The 18014-nt window shown below is 65.2% G+C and carries 15 protein-coding genes; 8 read left to right on the top strand and 7 right to left on the bottom strand.

Annotation, left to right across the window (positions count from 1 at the left end; translation table 11 throughout):
* Positions 1–8: 8 nt before the first annotated feature.
* From Q7J44_RS02960 to Q7J44_RS02950, 3 genes are all read right to left on the bottom strand, one after another.
* Entirely contained in the window at positions 9–788 is a 780-nt protein-coding gene (locus tag Q7J44_RS02960) for a DUF3348 family protein (protein ID WP_304876822.1), read from the bottom strand.
* A gap of 298 nt (positions 789–1086) precedes the next feature.
* Positions 1087–1320 (bottom strand): SlyX family protein, encoded by a 234-nt coding sequence (locus tag Q7J44_RS02955; protein WP_304876820.1) that lies wholly within the window; start codon positions 1318–1320, stop codon positions 1087–1089.
* A gap of 24 nt (positions 1321–1344) precedes the next feature.
* Positions 1345–2286, bottom strand: a complete 942-nt coding sequence (locus Q7J44_RS02950; RefSeq protein ID WP_304876818.1) for a LysR family transcriptional regulator — start codon at positions 2284–2286, stop codon at positions 1345–1347.
* Between the two features lie 110 nt (positions 2287–2396).
* On the opposite strand from Q7J44_RS02950, the gene Q7J44_RS02945 reads away from it, so the two are divergent.
* From Q7J44_RS02945 to Q7J44_RS02920, 6 genes are all read left to right on the top strand, one after another.
* Positions 2397–3104: an HAD-IA family hydrolase gene (locus Q7J44_RS02945; protein WP_304876816.1), complete on the top strand. Its 708-nt coding sequence runs from the start codon at positions 2397–2399 to the stop codon at positions 3102–3104.
* Between the two features lie 38 nt (positions 3105–3142).
* Positions 3143–3829, top strand: a complete 687-nt coding sequence (rpe, locus tag Q7J44_RS02940; protein WP_304876814.1) for a ribulose-phosphate 3-epimerase — start codon at positions 3143–3145, stop codon at positions 3827–3829.
* A gap of 49 nt (positions 3830–3878) precedes the next feature.
* Positions 3879–4976, top strand: coding sequence for a class 1 fructose-bisphosphatase (locus Q7J44_RS02935; RefSeq protein ID WP_304876812.1), 1098 nt, complete (start codon positions 3879–3881; stop codon positions 4974–4976).
* A 36-nt stretch (positions 4977–5012) separates the two neighbouring features.
* A complete protein-coding gene (locus tag Q7J44_RS02930) occupies positions 5013–5897 on the top strand; it encodes a phosphoribulokinase (protein ID WP_304876810.1) in 885 nt (294 codons plus the stop codon).
* 180 nt (positions 5898–6077) lie between these two features.
* Positions 6078–8123 (top strand): transketolase, encoded by a 2046-nt coding sequence (tkt, locus tag Q7J44_RS02925; RefSeq protein ID WP_304876808.1) that lies wholly within the window; start codon positions 6078–6080, stop codon positions 8121–8123.
* Positions 8124–8638: 515 nt separating this feature from the next.
* On the top strand, positions 8639–8989 hold the full coding sequence (locus tag Q7J44_RS02920; protein ID WP_304876806.1) for a TfoX/Sxy family protein: 351 nt from the start codon (positions 8639–8641) through the stop codon (positions 8987–8989).
* A gap of 2 nt (positions 8990–8991) precedes the next feature.
* On the opposite strand, the gene ndk is transcribed toward Q7J44_RS02920, so the two are convergent.
* From ndk to Q7J44_RS02900, 4 genes are all read right to left on the bottom strand, one after another.
* The gene (ndk, locus tag Q7J44_RS02915; protein ID WP_304876804.1) at positions 8992–9414 is read right to left on the bottom strand and encodes a nucleoside-diphosphate kinase; all 423 of its coding nucleotides are present in this window, start codon (positions 9412–9414) and stop codon (positions 8992–8994) included.
* A 117-nt stretch (positions 9415–9531) separates the two neighbouring features.
* Entirely contained in the window at positions 9532–10992 is a 1461-nt protein-coding gene (gene der / locus Q7J44_RS02910) for a ribosome biogenesis GTPase Der (protein ID WP_304876802.1), read from the bottom strand.
* Positions 10993–11045: 53 nt separating this feature from the next.
* Positions 11046–12395, bottom strand: coding sequence for a PQQ-like beta-propeller repeat protein (locus Q7J44_RS02905; protein ID WP_304876801.1), 1350 nt, complete (start codon positions 12393–12395; stop codon positions 11046–11048).
* Positions 12396–12451: 56 nt separating this feature from the next.
* Positions 12452–13111: a hypothetical protein gene (locus tag Q7J44_RS02900; protein WP_304876799.1), complete on the bottom strand. Its 660-nt coding sequence runs from the start codon at positions 13109–13111 to the stop codon at positions 12452–12454.
* A 229-nt stretch (positions 13112–13340) separates the two neighbouring features.
* Between Q7J44_RS02900 and Q7J44_RS02895 the strand changes: the two genes are divergently transcribed.
* Positions 13341–14477, top strand: a complete 1137-nt coding sequence (locus Q7J44_RS02895; protein WP_304876798.1) for an efflux RND transporter periplasmic adaptor subunit — start codon at positions 13341–13343, stop codon at positions 14475–14477.
* Entirely contained in the window at positions 14474–17983 is a 3510-nt protein-coding gene (locus Q7J44_RS02890; protein WP_304876797.1) for an efflux RND transporter permease subunit, read from the top strand. The genes Q7J44_RS02895 and Q7J44_RS02890 overlap by 4 nt, the downstream gene beginning before the upstream one ends.
* Positions 17984–18014 lie beyond the last annotated feature (31 nt).

Below are 18014 nucleotides of genomic sequence, written 5' to 3'. Positions count from 1 at the left end.
TTGTTGCTTCACGGATTCACGGAGTTGCTGAGTGCTTCGATCATTCCCAGAACGGGCTGCAGGCGCACGTCGAGTTCGGCCAGCAAGGTGGCCTGGAAGATCGGTTCAAAAGAGGCCAGCCAGCCCGCCGCCGCCGCGGGTGCAGCGGGATCGGCCGGGTGCTGCTGGCGCAGTTGGTCGAAACGGCGTTCCAGAAACGCGGGCACGGTGGCCAGCATTTTGTGTTCGCGCCCGCCCAGCAAAGGGTCCAGCACGGCGTCCAGTGCGGCCAGTTGGGCCAGGGCTGGCGTGGCGCTGGCCAGCGTCTGGCGCACATGGCCGCGCAGGGCTTCCAGGCTCATGTCCATGCGCCGCTGGTGTTCCTGGTAGCGCTGTTGGAACGGGGCAAAGCTGATGTCTGGTGCGGCGGGTGTGGCTTGTGCGTCCACCGGCAGCACGCTGGCGGGCAGCGCGTGGCGGTGCCGCTTGGGGGCCGTGCCGGTTTCGGGCGGGGTCTGGATGGCTTGGGCCAGCGTGGCGCGCACGCGCTGAAACTCGGCGTTCAGGGCACTTGCACGGTCTGTGCGGTCTGTTCGGTCTGTTCGGTCTGCCCGGGCGCGCACCGGCCTGCCTGGTGCCATCGCCTGGATCGACTGGTGGGCTGCGTGCAGCGCAATGGCGTCTGCCACGTTCAGCCACTGGCCCAGCCGCTCGGCAAAGTCCTGCCGGGGCGCATCGGCCGGCGCGGGCATGCCGTCACCGAGCAGGCGCACCAGGCTGGAACTGCTGAAGTTGCTGCGCAAAACCATTCCTTTGCTCCGAAACGGGGCCATCAAGCGGTTGAAAAAGGGTGGGCCCGGGGGCCCGCTGGGCACGACCAAATGCTGTTTTTTCATTCAGTGCTTCAGCCTGAACGTCTCGTCAGCGTTGGGGTGTGCACACGGGGCGGCAGCGGGGGGGACCGCCTGCCCGTGTGGCCAGCATCGAATTCGCCGAGCGGGGCGAAACCGGTGGCAAGGCATCATTAGAAACGATTCAGAAACCCCACTTGTAACCAGACGGGCAGGGGCGTGCAGTCGTTTGCGCGCACCCCGGGCCAATGTGGGTTCAATAGTGCGGCGGCAGTTCGTCGCGCGGGTTGCGTGGCGCGGCCATGCTTTCGCCACCACCGTGCTGGCGCAAGCGGCCCACCTCGCGCAGCAGCAGGTCAATCCGGTCTTGCTGCGTGGCCACCAGCTGGTTCAGGGTGTCCAGCAGGTCTTCGGTGTAGCTGAGCTTGATCTCAAGCTGCGTCAGGCGTTCGTCGGTGCGGTCGGTGGCCGGGGTGTTTGGGGTTGTCATGGGTGTGTGGTGGAAATGGCGTTCCTACAGCGCCTGCGGCAGTTTCAGCAACTGGCCGTATTTTTCGGCCAGGTGACCTTCGGCGCGTTCCAGCATGAAATAGCGAAACGCTTCTGCGGCAGGGGACAGCAGTTTAGACAAGGTGTGCACCACGTTCCAGGCGCGGACGATGGGCGTGCCTTCCACCTCCAGGGTGGCGATCAGCCCGTGTTTCAGCTCCAGGCCGATGGTGTGCAGCGACAGAAAGCTGATGCCCATGCCGGCCATGACGGCCTGCTTGATGGTTTCGTTGCTGGTCATTTCCATCACCACGCGCGGTTCCATGCGGGTGCGTTCCAGAAATTTTTCCATGGCCGCCCGCGTGCCCGAACCGCGCTCGCGCAAGATGAAGCCGTAGGGTTTGAGCGCGTCCACCGTGTGGTGGCCCACCTTGAGCAGCGGGTGGTCGGTGGCGGCCACAAACACATGCGGGTGGGCGGCAAACGGCTCGGCGCGGGTGGCCAGTTCGGTGGGTGGGCGTCCCATGATGGCAATGTCCAGTTCGTTGCCCTGCAGCATCTTCAGCAGCTGTTCGCGGTTGCCCACGGCCAGCCGGATTTCAATGCCCTCGTGCTCGTGCTGAAACGCGGCCAGCAGCCGGGGCAGAAAGTACTTGGCGGTGCTCACCATGCCGATCGTGAGCGTGCCCACCTCCAGCCGCTGCAGCCGGGCGGCGGCATCTTCGGCGTCTTTCAGCGTGGCCAGCACCTTGCGGGCGTACACCAGCATGTATTCGCCCGGCGTGGTCAGCGACACCTGGCGCCCGGTGCGGTCAAACAGCGGCAGGCCCACATGGCCTTCCAGCTCTTTCACCTGCATGGTCACCGCCGGCGGCGAGAGGTGCAGTTCCTCGGCCGCGCGGGCAAAACTGAGGTGTTTGGCGACCTCGGTGAAAACCCTGAGTTGGCGGAAGGTGGCGTTCTTCATTCAGTGAAAGCTTAACTTAAAACCAATTAAGTTTGAATTTACCTTATTTATGTGCATGCCTATAGTTCACCAAATTCCCAATGTCCCGTGTGTTTTCCCGATTGAAACCCATGCTCCGAGCCCTGATTTTTGATGTGGATGGCACCCTGGCCGACACCGAAAGCGTGCACCTGGCCGCGTTCAACCACGCTTTTGAGCAAGTCGGCATGGGCTGGCACTGGGACTTGCTCCGGTACACGCAGTTGCTCGACATCTCGGGCGGAAAAGAGCGCATGTTGCACCACTGGCGCAGCCTGCAGCCCGACCTGAAAGAGTTGGCCGGCGGCAGCGTGGAGGCCACCATCAACCGGCTGCACGAGATCAAGACCGCCTATTACGAAAACGCGGTGAACAGCGGCGCGGTGACCCTTCGTCCCGGCGTGCTGGCGCTGATGAACGAAGCCCGCGCGCAAGGCCTGCAACTGGCCATCGCCACCACCACGTCACCGGTCAACATCGCGGCCCTGATGCGCTTGGCCATCGGGTTTGACTGGCGCTCGCACTTTCTGGCGATTGGCGACGCCAGCAACGCGCCCATCAAGAAACCCCATCCGCAGGTCTACATGAAGGTGCTGGCCGATCTGGGGCTGCGCGCGGCCGACTGCGTGGCGTTCGAAGACTCGTCCAACGGCCTGCGCGCGGCCCGCGCGGCGGGGCTGAACACGGTGATCACGCCCAACAGCTTCACCGCCCACCACGATTTCAAGGGTGCCCTGCGCGTGGTGCCCGACCTGAGCAGCGTCAACGTGGCGCGGCTCAAGGAATGGCACGGGCGCTGAGCTTCCCGGTTTTTTTCAATTCTTCCGTCAGGCCCTCCATGAGCATCCGCATCGCCCCCTCCATCCTGTCTGCCGACTTTTCCCGCCTGGGCGAAGAGGTGCGTGCCATCGAAGCGGCGGGCGCCGACCTGGTGCACTTCGACGTGATGGACAACCACTACGTGCCCAACCTGACCATTGGTCCGCTGGTGTGCGAGGCGATCCGCCCGCACGTGACGATCGGCATCGACGTGCACCTGATGGTGGAGCCGGTGGACGCGCTGATCCCGCTGTTTGCCAAGGCGGGCGCGAACATCATCACCTTCCACCCCGAGGCCAGCCGCCACGTGGACCGCACACTGCAGCTGATCCGCGACCACGGCTGCAAGGCTGGCCTGGTGTTCAACCCGGCCACGCCGCTCGCGCTGATGGACCACGTGATGGACAAGCTCGACGTGGTGCTGCTCATGAGCGTGAACCCCGGCTTTGGTGGTCAAAAATTCATTCCCGGCACGCTGGCCAAGCTGGTGGAGGCCCGCCAGCGCATCGACACCCACATGGCCCATGGCGGCCAGGCCATCTGGCTCGAAGTGGACGGCGGCGTGAAGGTGGACAACATCGCCGAGATCGTGCGCGCCGGCGCCGACACGCTGGTGGCCGGCAGCGCCGTGTTTGGCGCACCCGACAACAACGGCGGTTACCAGACCGTCATGAAGCTGCTGCGCAAGAACGCTCGCCAAGCCTGAGCGCCACGCACCGGCGTCCCCTTTTCTTCAATCGCCACCGAGGCATTCCATGCTCCAGACCAACCGTTCCACGCTCACGCAGTTTCTCATCGAAGAGCGGCGCCGCTTTCCCCAGGCCAGCGGCGACTTCAACGCCCTGATTCTCGATGTGACCCTGGCCTGCAAGGCCATCGCCCGCACCGTGGCCTATGGCGAGCTCGGGGGCGCCATGGGCAACCACGCGCCCGACGAAGGCGGCAGCGTGAATGTGCAGGGCGAAACCCAGAAAAAGCTCGATGTGCTGAGCAACGAGGTCTTCATGCAGCGCACCGAGTGGTCGGGCCACCTGGCGGGCATGGCGTCCGAAGAGATGGACTTGCCGCACCAGATTCCGGCGCAGTACCCGCGCGGCCATTACCTGCTGGTGTTCGACCCGTTGGACGGCTCCAGCAACATCGACGTCAACGTCTCGGTGGGCAGCATCTTCTCGGTGTTGCGGGCCCCGCAAGAGGTGATCGACAGCGGTCGCGACGTGGTCGAGGCCGACTTCCTGCAGCCCGGCGCCACCCAGATGGCCGCCGGCTATGCGCTCTACGGTCCCACCACCCTGCTGATCCTCACCGTGGGCCGTGGCGTCAACGGTTTCACCCTCGACCCGAATCTGGGCGAATTCATGCTCACCCACCCCGACATGAAAATCCCGCCCGACACGCAGGAGTTCGCCATCAACGCCTCCAATGCGCGCTTCTGGGAGGCGCCGGTCAAGCGCTATGTGGACGAATGCCTGGCCGGCAAGACGGGGGCGCGCGGCAAGGACTTCAACATGCGCTGGATCGCCTCCATGGTGGCTGAGGCGCACCGGATCCTGATGCGTGGCGGCGTGTTCCTCTATCCGCGCGACACCAAGGACCTCAGCAAACCGGGTCGCCTGCGCCTGCTCTACGAAGCCAACCCGGTCGGCATGATCATGGAGCAAGCCGGTGGCCGCGCCAGCACCGGGCGCGAGCCGATGATGGGTGTGGTGCCGACCTCGCTGCACCAGCGCATCGGCCTGGTGTTTGGCAGCAAGAACGAAGTTGAGCGCATCGAACGCTACCACCGCGAACCCGGCGCACACAAGGACGACGCGAACCCGCTGTTTGCTGAGCGCTCCCTCTTCCGCGACTGATCAGACGCAGCGAATTTTTCATCTCCGGAGACCAACATGTCCGAACGCCACCCCATCATCGCCATCACCGGTTCATCGGGCGCCGGCACCTCCACGGTGACCCGCACCTTCCAGAACATCTTCCGCCGCGAAGAACTGAACGCCGCCGTCATCGAGGGCGACAGTTTTCACCGCTACGACCGCAAAGCCATGAAGAAGCTCATGGCCGACGAAGAGGCCAAGGGCAACCGCCACTTCAGCCATTTCGGTGCCAATGGCAACCTGTTCGAGAACATCGAGGCCCTGTTCCGCCAGTACGCCACCGACGGCACCGGCAAGTGCCGCAAGTACCTGCACAACGCCGACGAAGCCGCGCCCTACAAGCAAGAACCCGGCACCTTCACGCCCTGGGAAGAGATCCCGACCGGCACCGACCTGCTGTTCTACGAAGGCCTGCACGGCGCGGTCAAAACCGAGACGGTCGACATCGCGCGCTACCCCGACCTGCTGATCGGCGTGGTGCCCTCGATCAACCTGGAATGGGTCCAGAAGCTGATCCGCGACAAGACCCAGCGCGGCTACAGCCAGGAGGCGGTGGTCGACACCATCCTGCGCCGCATGCCCGACTACGTGAACTTCATCGTGCCGCAGTTCGGCCTGACGCACGTGAACTTTCAGCGCATCCCGGTGGTGGACACGTCCAACCCCTTCATCGCACGCGACATCCCCAGCGCCGACGAGAGCATGGTGGTGATCCGCTTCGCCAGGCCCAAGGGCATCGACTTCCAGTACCTGCTCAGCATGATCAACGGATCGTGGATGAGCCGCGCCAACACCATTGTGGTGCCCGGTGGCAAGATGGAAATTGCCATGCAGCTGATTTTCACGCCCTTCATCTGGCGGATGGTGGAACGCAAGAAACGCGCGATGGGACTGACTTGATTCGTTGATTCGCGCTTCCTCTCGCGGGCCCCCATCCCCGCCTTCCCCCAGAGGGAGAAGGCGCAAAGACAAGAGCTTCCCTGTTGGACGCCCTCCCCCTCTGGGGGAGGACAGGGGTGGGGGCCCGCCAGCAGACACCTCCGCCAGAAACCCTCATCTCCCAAGCACTGAAGGCAAACCATGAACACTCCCTCCCCCGAACTCGCTCGCCAGATGGCGAACGCCATCCGCATGCTGGCCGTGGACGCGGTGGAAAAGGCCAAGAGCGGCCACCCCGGCGCGCCCATGGGCATGGCCGACATCGCCGAGGTGCTGTGGAACCGCCACCTCAAGCACAACCCGGGCAACCCGCACTGGCCTGATCGCGACCGTTTCGTGCTCTCCAACGGCCACGGTTCGATGCTGATCTACGCGCTGCTGCACCTCACCGGCTACGAGTTGCCGATGAGCGAGTTGAAGGCCTTCCGCCAGTTGCACAGCAAGACCGCCGGTCACCCTGAAGTGTGCATCACCCCCGGCGTGGAAACCACCACCGGCCCGCTCGGCCAGGGCATCACCAATGCGGTGGGCATGGCGCTGGCCGAAAAGCTGCTCGCCGCCGAGTTCAACCGCGAAGACGAAGACGTGACCCACCACATCGTGGACCACTTCACCTATGCGTTCCTGGGCGACGGTTGCATGATGGAAGGCATCAGCCACGAGGCCTGCGCGCTGGCCGGCACGCTGCGCCTGTCCAAGCTGGTGGCCTTCTACGACGACAACGGCATCTCCATCGACGGCCACGTCGAAGGCTGGTTCACCGACGACACGCCCAAACGCTTCGACGCCTACGGCTGGCACGTGATCCCGAACGTGGACGGCCACGATCCGGTGGCCATTGAGGCCGCGCTGATCGAAGCCAAGAAGCAGGGCGTGCGCGCTGACGGCAAGCCCACACTGATCTGCTGCCAGACCGTGATCGGCATGGGCTCGCCGAACAAGGCCGGCACGCACGACGTGCACGGCGCCGCGCTGGGCGCTGCCGAGGTGCAGGCCACGCGCGACGCGCTGGGTTGGACCGCCGGTCCGTTTGAGGTCCCTGCCAACGTGGCCGAGGCTTGGGATGCCACGGCCCGCGGTGCCGCCGCCGAGCGCGCCTGGCGCCAGCGTTTCGAGGCCTACCGCACCCAGTACCCGCTGGAAGCGGCCGAGTTCGAGCGCCGCATGGCCGGTGATCTGCTGCCGGCGTTCGCCGACAAGCTGCCCGAGCTGCTGCAAACCATCGCCGCCAGGGCCGACGCCTTCGCCACCCGCAAGGCCAGCCAGAACGCGCTGGACGTGCTGGCGCCGCTGGTGCCCGAGTTCTTCGGCGGCAGCGCAGATTTAACCGGTTCCAACCTCACCAATTTCAAGGGCTGCGTGAAAGCGGGCCGTGATGCGTGGGGCAACCACCTGAGCTACGGCGTGCGCGAGTTCGGCATGGCCGCCATCATGAACGGCATCGCCCTGCACGGTGGCTACATTCCCTACGGCGGCACCTTCCTCACCTTCAGCGACTACAGCCGCAACGCCATCCGCATGGCCGCGCTGATGAAAATTCGCGTCATCCACGTGTTCACGCACGACAGCATTGGCCTGGGCGAAGACGGCCCGACCCACCAGCCGGTCGAGCATCTGGCAATCAGCCGCGCCACGCCCAACACCTATGTGATCCGCCCCGCCGATCTGGTGGAAACCGCCGAGGCGTGGGAAGTGGCGCTGTCGTCTAAGACCACACCCACCGTGCTGGCCCTGTCACGCCAGAACCTGCCCGCCGTGCGCAAAACCCACACCAACCAGAACCTTGTCGCCAAAGGCGCCTATGTGCTGGAAGAGGCCACCGCCAAGCGTCAGGTCATCCTGATGGCCACCGGGTCCGAGGTCGAAATCGCGCTGAAAGCCCGCGATCTGCTCGAGGCCGAAGGCATCGGCACCCGCGTGGTCTCGATGCCCTGCTGGGAGCTGTTTGCCGAGCAGGATGCCAGCTATCGCCGTAAGGTCCTGCCACCCGGTGCGGTGCGCATCGCGATCGAGGCGGGCACCCGCTTTGGCTGGGACACATGGTTGTTCGGCGAAGGCGGCAAGCGCGACAAGGGCGATTTTGTCGGCATGACCGGGTTTGGCGCGTCTGCCCCGGCAGAACGGCTTTATGCAGAATTCGGCATCACCGCCGAAGCGGCGGTCGCCAAGGCCAAGGCGCTGCTGTAAGGATCTGGCGACCTGTTGTGAAAGGCCCGTGCGGATGCGCGGGCCTTTTGCGTTTCTGGGGGGCCAGCCCCCCGTCGCTTCGCGCCTCCCCCCGGGATATTTTTGAACAGATGAATGGGAGCAGGCCCCCACCATCGGCGCGCTTTTGCCACCACTGCCGGAAATCGACCGCCATACGACAGCGTGATCGCTTCCCCTGTTGCGGCTTATCCACAGGCGGCATAAAGCCTCGCGGCACTGTCATGTTTTTGTCTTGCTGCGGCCACAGGCCGTGACAAAGCTGAAACACCGGCAGGCACACGGTCAGATGGAGCACAAAATGACCCCGCAGCAGACATCAACGCCCCAACAGGGTGGCCAACAGCAGCAGGGCGGCAAACCCGCGCCCCAGCAGCAGGGTGGCACGCCAGTCTTCAAGGATTGGGCGTCGATCTGAAGGACATATAAAGAACGGTCTTGAACCGGACGGGGTCAGCGGTCACGCTGGCCCCGTTCTGATTCTGATGAGGGCGACAATGACTGATCCGGTGTCCTCTATCCCCAACCTTGGTCCGGCATCCGAGCGGGCCTTTGCCCGGGCGGGCATTCACTCTGCGGATGCGCTGCGCGCGCTGGGGGCAGACGAAGCCTATCGCCGCTTGCTGCTGTCGGGCAGTGCGCCGCATTTCATCGGCTATTACGTGCTGGTGATGGGGTTGCAGGGCCGGCCGTGGAACGATTGCAAGGGGGCGGAGAAGATCGCCCTGCGCAAACGCTTTGATGCGATCAAATCCAGCATCCTCGGCACAAAAGAAAAGGGCCGCTCCGATCTGGAGGCGGCCCTGTCGTTTTTTGGTGTGGTCGAGCGGGCGAACCCGCCCGGCTGAAATCAGCCAACCAGTTCAAGACCCGAGAAGTAGAACGCGATTTCGCGGGCAGCCGACTCAGCGCTGTCGGAGCCGTGGACCGAGTTTTCGCCTTTGGACAGTGCGAAATCCTTGCGGATAGTGCCGTCATCGGCCTGTGCCGGATCGGTGGCCCCCATCACTTCACGGTTCTTGGCAATGGCGCCTTCGCCTTCCAGCACCTGAACCACAACTGGCTCGGATGCCATGAACTCGCACAGTTCGCCGTAAAAGCCGCGCTCTTTGTGCTCGGCATAGAACTCACCGGCCTGGGTTGCCGACAGGTGGATGCGCTTGGAGGCGACGACGCGCAGACCGGCCTCTTCGAACTTGGCAATGATCTTGCCGGTCAGATTGCGGCGGGTGGCGTCGGGTTTGATGATGGAAAGCGTGCGTTCGATGGCCATTTCGGCGTCTCCTGATTTGGGTCAAGGCCCCTGCCTTGCGCCCGTGTTCTGCGGCGCGTCCCTATCATGGGGCGCGGATGATGAAAAGCCCGTGACCCTGGGGTCAACCGGGTTTGGCTATTTCTTGTCCATATGCTTGCGCAGACGGCTGGGGGTGTGGAATTTGCGTTCCTTGAACGGGTTGTCATTCGCCTGTGAGCGGAAGAACAACCGGATCGGCGTGCCCGGCATATCAAAGTGTTCGCGCAACCCATTGACCAGATAGCGTTTATAGCTTTCGGCCAGTTCTTCGGGACGCGAGCATTTGATGACAAACCCCGGCGGGCGGGTCTTCACCTGCGTCATATACCGCAGCTTGATCCGGTGGCCGCCCGGGGCCGGTGGCGGATGCGCCTCGGTCATCGCGCCCAGCCAGGTGTTCAGCCGGTTGGTGGTGATGCGCTTGTTCCAGGTGTCATGCGCGCGGCGGATGGCGTCGTGCAGACGGTCCAGCCCGCGGCCGGTCTTGGCCGATACGGTGACCAGCGGCGCGCCGCGCAGCTGTGGCAGCAGCCGGTCGAACATTTCCTTCAGCTCGGCCAGCTTGTCCTGCTTTTCATCCTCCAGATCCCATTTGTTGACCGCAACCACCACGGCGCGGCCTTCAGACTCTGCGTAATCTGCGATCCGCAAGTCCTGGGATTCAAAGGGAATATCGACATCAAGCAGCACCACGACCACCTCGGCAAAGCGCACCGCGCGAAGCCCGTCAGCGACCGAGAGTTTCTCAAGCTTTTCAACGACTTTGGCGCGTTTGCGCATCCCCGCCGTGTCAAAAATCCTAATCGGGGTGCCCAGCCAGTCCGATTTCACCGAAATCGCATCGCGGGTGATCCCGGCTTCCGGTCCGGTCAGCAGACGGTCTTCGCCGATGATCTTGTTGATCAGCGTCGATTTTCCGGCATTCGGGCGCCCGATCACCGCAATCTGCAGTGGCTTCTTGATCGTGGGCCGGTGGGCGAATTCATCGACCTCCAGCTCGGCATCGTCTTCAGAGATATCAACGTCGACCAGCGGGGTATTCTCAGCCTCACGCTCGGCAAATTCGCCTTCCAACGGCTTGAGAAGACGGTACAAATCGTCCATCCCCTCACCATGTTCGGCGGAAATCCGGAGCGGCTCGCCCAGACCCAGCGACCACGCTTCCAGCGCACCGTCTTCCCCGGCGCGGCCTTCGGCCTTGTTCACGCCAAGGATGACGCGCGCGGCCTTTTTGCGCAGAATCTCGGCAAACACCTCATCCGAGGGGTTCACGCCGACACGGCCGTCGATCAAAAACAGGCAGATGTCGGCCATATCGACCGCGCGTTCGGTCAGCCGCCGCATCCGGCCCTGAAGCGAGTCGTCGGTGACCTCTTCCAGCCCGGCGGTATCGATCACGGTGAAGCGCAGGTCGAACAGCTTGGCGTCACCCTCGCGCAAATCACGGGTCACCCCCGGCTGGTCATCGACCAGGGCCAGCTTGCGCCCGACAAGGCGGTTGAAAAGCGTTGACTTGCCCACATTGGGGCGGCCCACGATGGCGAGGGTAAAGCTCATGTCTTATACGGTTCCGGGTTCATTCAAGCCGTTCCCCATACAGGGCTTTGCCCTTAACGGAAAGCGTGAAGTTGCCCGCTGGTGCTGACGACATACAGCGCACCGCCCGCAAGGGCTGGTGCAGCCGCCGCCCCGCCGGGAATCTGCGCCGTGCCCACCAGCGTGCCATCGGTCGCGCTGAACTGGCGCAAAATGCCATCGCCCGACACCACGATCACCCGGCCCCCGGCCAGAACCGGGCCGTAATGCGCGGTGATCGCCTTGTGACGGCGGGGCTTTTCATTCTCGAAATACGGCATGTCGGCCAGCCAGATCACCTCACCCGTGGCGGCGTCCAGACGCACCAGACGCGCCTCGTCATTCACCACAAAGACCGATCCGCCGACCACCAGCGGCGGGTTCATCGCACCCTCTACCGCCGTCCAGATCCGGTCACCCGACCCGGCGTTGATCGCGGCGGTCCGGCCTGCGGCGGTGCCTGCGTAAATCGTGCTGCCCACGATCACCGGATCGCCGGTCAGATCGGTCAGCCCCTGATAGCCGCGCCCCGGGCGTTGCCCGGTCACCGGCGCGCCCCAGACCCGCACGCCATTCAGACGCAGGGCCGACACCAGCTCACCACTGGGAAACGGGAAAATCACGGTGCGGTCGGTCACAGCCGGGGCCGAAGACCCCGAGACCGCCAGCGTGTTGGGCAGGCCGGGAACCGTCCACTGCACCTTGCCGTTGCGGGCATCCACCGCCCAGCCCGCGCCATCGCGGGTGGCCACATAGACCGTGCCGCCATCATAGGCCGGCGCGCCGGACACAGGGCTGGCCAGACGCTGCCGCCAGACCACGGCACCGCTGCTGGCCTGCAAGGCCACCAGCTCGCCATAGCCGGTCGCCACGAAGACCATGCCGCCGCCAAGCGCCACACCGCCGCCCGACACCGCGCCGCCCCGGTCAAACGGGGCCGTCAGATCGGCCTGCCACAGCGTGGCCCCGTTGGTGCCGGTGGCCACCACCAGCGCATTGCTGTCCATCGTCACGATCCGGCCATCGGCCACGACCGGAGAGGTTGAAATCCGGTTCTTGCGGCTGGACCCGGCCCCGATATTGGCGCTCCACACCCGCGCAGGGGTGGCAGACAGCCGCCCGTGCGGCGAGGCGTGGCGGGCCGAGCCGCCGCGATGGCTCCAGTCCGCATTCGCCGCCGCCGCAGGCAGGGAAATCGGCACAGAGCGGTTCGGGGGCAGTGCAGAGGGGGCCACCGGCGCAGGCTGGCCTTCCAACCGGACCGAGGCATCCAGATCGGCGCGCACCGGAAAGCGTTCGCCCGGCAGGATCAGTTCGCGTTCACACGCAGACAGCAGCAAAACGGCCGTCATTGCCGAAAGCCCCAGCCAGCACTTCTGTTTCACCACTCGCTCCACTCCCACGGACCCCATCCTGCCAAACACCGCCCTGCCAAACACCGTCACCCGGCGTCACCTGCCGGGGCGGTGTCGCCCCCAAGCGCCACAATCATCTGTCCCGCCCGCCCGCGCAAGCCCGCAGGGGCCTGCTGGTCCTGGGTCAGCGCCCGCAGCGCGCTGATCGCGGCGGCGGTGTCGCCGTCTTCCACCAGCAGATAGGCCAGCTGTTCCAGCGCCAGTGGCCGGAACGGCCTCCCCGCAGCCGCAACCGGCTCCAGCATCGCCCGGCGATCGGCCACGGGCAGATCGGCCCCCGCCAGGATCACCCGGCGCAACACGGCCAGATCGCGGTAACTTTGCGGTTGCGCCGTATCTGCCGCCAGCGCCTCAAGCGACGCCAGACTGGCGGCACGGTCCTGCGTCGGGTCCGAGGCCAGCAGCAGCGCCAGCACCGCCTTTTGCGCGCCGTTTGCCGGAACCGCTGACAGCGCCTGTTGCCGCGCCTCTGCCCCGCCCAGATCCAGCGCATCCAGAACGGAATCGCCAAAGGCCTGCGCCTGTGCGGCGTCACGCGCCTTTGACCACTCGGTCCAGGCGGTGCCACCGACAACGGCCAGCACGATCAGCGCGGGAATCCAGCCATATCTGCGGAAATAGGAATACAGCCGGTCGCGGCGTACCTCTTCCGTCACTTCCTGGATGAAACTTTCGGGATTGCTCACGTCACTTCGGCTTTCAAAAGGGCGCTTTACTGGTCGGTCGGGCATGACCCGGCCTGAAGCGCGCCAGACCACACGTCTGCGCCCTGTCTTACACGCAAGCACAAGGGCTTGCCAAGCCCTGCCCCGGACACGGCCCGGCATCCGGCACAGGCTGCGGCATGGACGCGGCTTGCCGGACGCCCCCGCAACACCTAAATTAACCGCTGCAAGCGCGGCCTGAAAGGTAACAATGCGTATCCTTCCCCCCCTGACCGCTCTGGCTGTCGCGGCAACGCTTTACGTTGCCGTGTTCGAACGTGATCGTCTGATGGCCACCACCACCGCCGCCGAACCGGGGCCCGCCGGTGCGGATCAGGGGCCTGCGCAAACACCCGCCGATGCCGCGATGTCGGTGGTGGCAATCGCATCGACCGCCACGCTGGTGCAGAACGCCGTGATCGCCCGGGGCCGGACCGAGGCCGCGCGTCAGGTCAACGTGCGGGCCGAAACCGGCGGGCTGGTGCGGTCAGACCCGTTGCGGCGCGGAGCCTTTGTCAGCACCGGCCAGACCTTGTGCCAACTGGACCCCGGCACAAGGCCGCAGCAGGAGGCCGAAGCGCAGGCGCGGCTGACTGAAGCCCAATCCCGCCTGCGCGAGGCCGAGGTGAACGCCGATGCCGCCAACCGGCTGACCGAGGGCGGCTTTGCCACGGAAACCCGCCGCATCGGGACCGAGGCCGCGCTTGAATCGGCCCGCGCCGGGGTGCAATCGGCGCAATCGGCACTCGATGCGATCCGCATCGACATTTCCCGCCTGACCGTCACCGCCCCGTTTGAGGGGCTGCTGGAAACCGACACCGCCGAGCTTGGCAGCCTGTTGCAGCCCGGCGGCGACTGCGCCACGGTGATCCAGCTGGACCCGATCCGGCTGGTCGGTTTCGTGCCCGAGGCCGAGGTTGACCGGATCAGCGTCGGGGCCATTGCCGGTGCGCGGCTGATCTCCGGGCGCGAAGTGCAGGGCCGCGTCACCTTTCTGTCGCGCGTCGCCGATCCCGCCACCCGCACCTTTCGGGTCGAGGTGACGGTGCCCAACACCGACCTTGCGATCCGCGATGGCCAGACGGCGGAGATGCTGATCGCCGCCGATGGGGTGATGGCGCATCTGCTGCCCGCGTCCAGCCTGACGCTGGACAATGCGGGCATCTTGGGCGTGCGGCTGGCGGTGGAGGGTCGCGCCAGCTTTGCCCACGTCACCGTGCTGCGCGATACGGTGGAGGGCATGCTGGTCACCGGCCTGCCCGATCAGGCGACGGTGATCACGGTCGGTCAGGAATATGTGACCGACGGCACGGCCGTAACCGTCACCTTGCAGCAGGCTGCACCATGACCGGGCTGATCGACTGGGCCGCCGCCCGCGCCCGGATGGTGGTGGCCTTCATCCTGCTGTCGGTTGCTGCCGGGGTGCTGGCCTATGTCAGCCTGCCCAAGGAGGGCGAGCCTGATATCGACATCCCTGCGCTGTTCGTCTCTGTCCCCTTCCCCGGCATTTCCGCCGCCGATTCGGAAACCCTGCTGGTCAAGGTGATGGAGCAGGAACTGTCTGGCCTTGACGGGTTGAAGACCATTTCCGGCACGGCGGCTGAAAACTATGGCGGCGTGGCGCTGGAATTTGAATTCGGCTGGGACAAATCGCAGACCATTGCCGATGTCCGCGACCGGATGAACACGGCGGAAGCGAAGTTTCCACAAGGGGCCGACACCTATTCGATCAATGAGATCAATTTCAGCGAATTTCCCATTCTGGTGATCGCCCTGTCGGGTGACGTGCCCGAACGTACGCTTTTGCGCGCCGCCAAGGATCTGCAATCGAAGATCGCGGCGATGGAGCCGGTGCTCAAGGCCGAACTGGCCGGGCACCGGGATGAGATGCTGGAGGTGCTGATCGACCCGCTGAAGCTGGAGGCGTATAACATCACCGCCGCCGAGCTGATCACGGTTGTCACCCGCAACAACCAGCTGATCGCGGCCGGAGAGGTGGAAACCGCCAGCGGGGCATTCGCGGTCAAGATCCCGTCCAGTTTCAACACCCCGGCGCAGGTCTACGGCCTGCCGGTCAAGGTGAACGGTGACCGCACCATCACGCTGGGGGATCTGGCGCAGATCAACCTGACCTTTGAAGACCCCACCGGCACCGCGCGCTATAACGGTGCGCCCACGGTCGCCATTCAGGTGGTCAAGCGCAAGGGCTTCAACCTGATTGATACCTCGCGTCTGGTGCAGGAGGTGGTGGCGGCAGAGGTGGCGCTCTGGCCCGAAGACCTGCGCCGGTCGGTCTCGGTCGCGGCATCATTGGACCAGTCGACCAATGTGCAGGGCATGGTACGCCAGCTGGAAGGCGCTGTGCTGACCGCGATTGCGCTGGTGATGGTGGTGGTGCTGGCGGCGCTTGGCACAAGGTCGGCGCTGCTGGTCGGGTTTTCAATTCCCACCACGTTTCTGCTGACCTTCGCCTTCTTTGCCGTGCTGGGCATCTCAGTCTCGAACATCGTGATGTTCGGGTTGATTCTGGCGGTGGGGATGCTGGTCGATGGCGGCATCGTGGTGGTCGAATATGCCGACAAGCGGATTCAGGAAGGCTCCGGCCCGATGGCCGCCTATACCGAGGCCGCCAAGCGGATGTTCTGGCCCATCGTCAGCTCTACCGCCACCACGCTGTGTGCCTTTCTGCCGATGCTGTTCTGGCCCGGGGTGGCGGGGGAATTCATGGGGATGCTGCCGGTCACGCTGATCTTTGTGCTGTCGGCATCGCTGCTGGTCGCGCTGGTCTATGTGCCGGTGATGGGGGGTGTGGCGGGCCGGGTGACGCGGCAGCTGGAAGCCATCGCCGCCCTGCTGCGCCCGCGCCCTCTGTGGCTGCGGGTTTTGCTGGTGCTGGTCTCGCTTGCCATTCTGTTCACCGGCGTGGCGTTGCTGCTGGCCCCGCGCGGCATGGGTGTGCCCGGTCTGTTGCCCGGTGCCGGGCTGGCGATGCTGGGCGGCTTTGCCGCGTCCATCACGCTGGAGGCCGCAAAGCCCCAGCGCCGGGCACCTGTGGTGTCTGGCTACCGCCGCAGCCCGTTTGGCCGGGTGATCCGCTTTCTGACCGGCAACCCGATCATGCCGCTGGTGACAATTGCCACTGTGGCGGGTTTTATCGCCCTGATCTTCAGCCTCTATGCCCAGCATGGCAAAGGGGTGGAGTTCTTTGTAGCCACCGAACCCGAACAGGCCATCGTCTACGTTCAGGCGCGCGGCAACCTGTCCTTGACCGAAAAAGACGCGCTGCTGCAACAGGCAGAGGCGCTGGTGGTCGGCACGCCGGGGGTGCAGTCCACGTTTTCTTTCGCCGGGGCTGGCGGCCTGAACGCCAATACCGGCGGCGCGCAATCCCCCCTGGACAGCGTGGGCCAGATCCAGCTGGAACTGGCCCCGTGGGAACAGCGCAGCGCAGACCCCGCCCTTGGCGGCGCGCAGATCATCGCGGGACTGACCGAACGCCTGCAAGCCCTGCCCGGCATCCGCATCGAGGTGCTGGCCGGGGCCTCTGGTCCCGCCTCGGGCAAGCCTTTGCACCTGCGCCTGTCGGGCGATGATTTTGCCGCCCTCGACAGCGCCGTCGAAACCGTGCGCGCGCAGATGGCGACGCTGGACGGAATCATCGGCGTGGAAGACACCCGCCCCCTGCCCGGCATCGACTGGGAAATCACCGTCGATGTTGCCCGCGCCGGGCGCTTTGGGGCCGATGTCGCCACTGTCGGCGGCATGGTGCAGCTGGTGACGCGCGGCGTGATGCTCGACACGATGCGCGTCGACACCTCGGATGAAGAGATCGAGATCCGCGTCCGCCTGCCAGAGGCCGACCGGGTGCTGTCGACCCTCGATTCGCTGAAAGTCCGCACCGCAGACGGGCTGGTGCCGCTGTCAAACTTCATCAGCCGCAAGCCGGTGCCGAAACTGGGCCGCATCGACCGGGTCAACGAATCGCGCGTCTACGACATCCGCGCCGATGTGGCCCCCGGCCTGACGCGGCCCGATGGCGTGCCGATCAACGCCACCGAACGGATCGGGCAGCTGACGGCATGGCTGGACACCAACCCGCTGCCCGCTGGTGTCAGTTGGGTCTGGACCGGCGATCAGGAAGATCAGGCCGAGGCGGGGGCCTTTCTGATGCAGGCTTTTGCCGGCGCGCTGGGTCTGATGTTCATCATCCTGCTGGCGCAGTTCAACTCGGTCTACAATGCGGTGCTGGTGCTCCTGGCCGTCATCCTGTCCACCACCGGGGTGCTGATCGGCATGATGGTGATGGGCCAGACCTTCAGCATCATCATGACCGGCACCGGCATCGTGGCGCTTGCGGGGATTGTGGTGAACAACAACATCATCCTGATTGACACCTATCAGGAGTTCAGCCGCTACATGCCAAAGCTGGAGGCGATCACCCGCACGGCGGAACAGCGCCTGCGCCCGGTGCTGCTGACCACCATCACCACCATGGCGGGGCTGGCCCCGATGATGTTCGGCCTGTCGGTCGATTTCATCGGCGGCGGCTACACGCTCAACAGCCCTTCGGCGCTGTGGTGGACGCAGCTGGCCACCGCCGTGGTGTTCGGGCTTGGCATTGCCACCGTACTGACGCTGGTGCTGACGCCCTCCTTGCTGGCGCTGCGCGTCTGGTTCTGGGCCGGGGCCTACCGGGGCTGGGCGCAACTGTCGGCCCTCGCGCATGGCAAGGGCAGCGTGGAGGCGCGCGATCTGGCGCTGACCCGCGCCGCCCGCGCGGTGCAGGGCCCGCTGATCCTGTGGGAAGACGCGCCGCCGACAGACCCCCATCCCATCCGCAGCGCGGCGGAATAGCGAGGACCGCGCGCAAGCGAGGGAGGAGCGG

The sequence above is a fragment of the Pseudotabrizicola sp. genome, from assembly GCF_030656345.1.
In the GTDB taxonomy this organism is placed as follows: Bacteria; Pseudomonadota; Alphaproteobacteria; order Rhodobacterales; family Rhodobacteraceae; genus Pseudotabrizicola.
The sequence above is the reverse complement of the archived record's forward strand: the minus strand, read 5'-3'. Positions and strand labels throughout refer to the sequence as shown.

Bases quoted from the DNA above. Each gene is read 5' to 3' on its own strand.
- Q7J44_RS02960 (WP_304876822.1), bottom strand. From the start codon at position 788: ATGGTTTTGCGCAGCAACTTCAGCAGTTCCAGCCTGGTGCGCCTGCTC.
- Q7J44_RS02955 (WP_304876820.1), bottom strand. From the start codon at position 1,320: ATGACAACCCCAAACACCCCGGCCACCGACCGCACCGACGAACGCCTG.
- Q7J44_RS02950 (WP_304876818.1), bottom strand. From the start codon at position 2,286: ATGAAGAACGCCACCTTCCGCCAACTCAGGGTTTTCACCGAGGTCGCC.
- Q7J44_RS02945 (WP_304876816.1), top strand. From the start codon at position 2,397: ATGCTCCGAGCCCTGATTTTTGATGTGGATGGCACCCTGGCCGACACC.
- rpe (WP_304876814.1), top strand. From the start codon at position 3,143: ATGAGCATCCGCATCGCCCCCTCCATCCTGTCTGCCGACTTTTCCCGC.
- Q7J44_RS02935 (WP_304876812.1), top strand. From the start codon at position 3,879: ATGCTCCAGACCAACCGTTCCACGCTCACGCAGTTTCTCATCGAAGAG.
- Q7J44_RS02930 (WP_304876810.1), top strand. From the start codon at position 5,013: ATGTCCGAACGCCACCCCATCATCGCCATCACCGGTTCATCGGGCGCC.
- tkt (WP_304876808.1), top strand. From the start codon at position 6,078: ATGAACACTCCCTCCCCCGAACTCGCTCGCCAGATGGCGAACGCCATC.
- Q7J44_RS02920 (WP_304876806.1), top strand. From the start codon at position 8,639: ATGACTGATCCGGTGTCCTCTATCCCCAACCTTGGTCCGGCATCCGAG.
- ndk (WP_304876804.1), bottom strand. From the start codon at position 9,414: ATGGCCATCGAACGCACGCTTTCCATCATCAAACCCGACGCCACCCGC.
- der (WP_304876802.1), bottom strand. From the start codon at position 10,992: ATGAGCTTTACCCTCGCCATCGTGGGCCGCCCCAATGTGGGCAAGTCA.
- Q7J44_RS02895 (WP_304876798.1), top strand. From the start codon at position 13,341: ATGCGTATCCTTCCCCCCCTGACCGCTCTGGCTGTCGCGGCAACGCTT.
- Q7J44_RS02890 (WP_304876797.1), top strand. From the start codon at position 14,474: ATGACCGGGCTGATCGACTGGGCCGCCGCCCGCGCCCGGATGGTGGTG.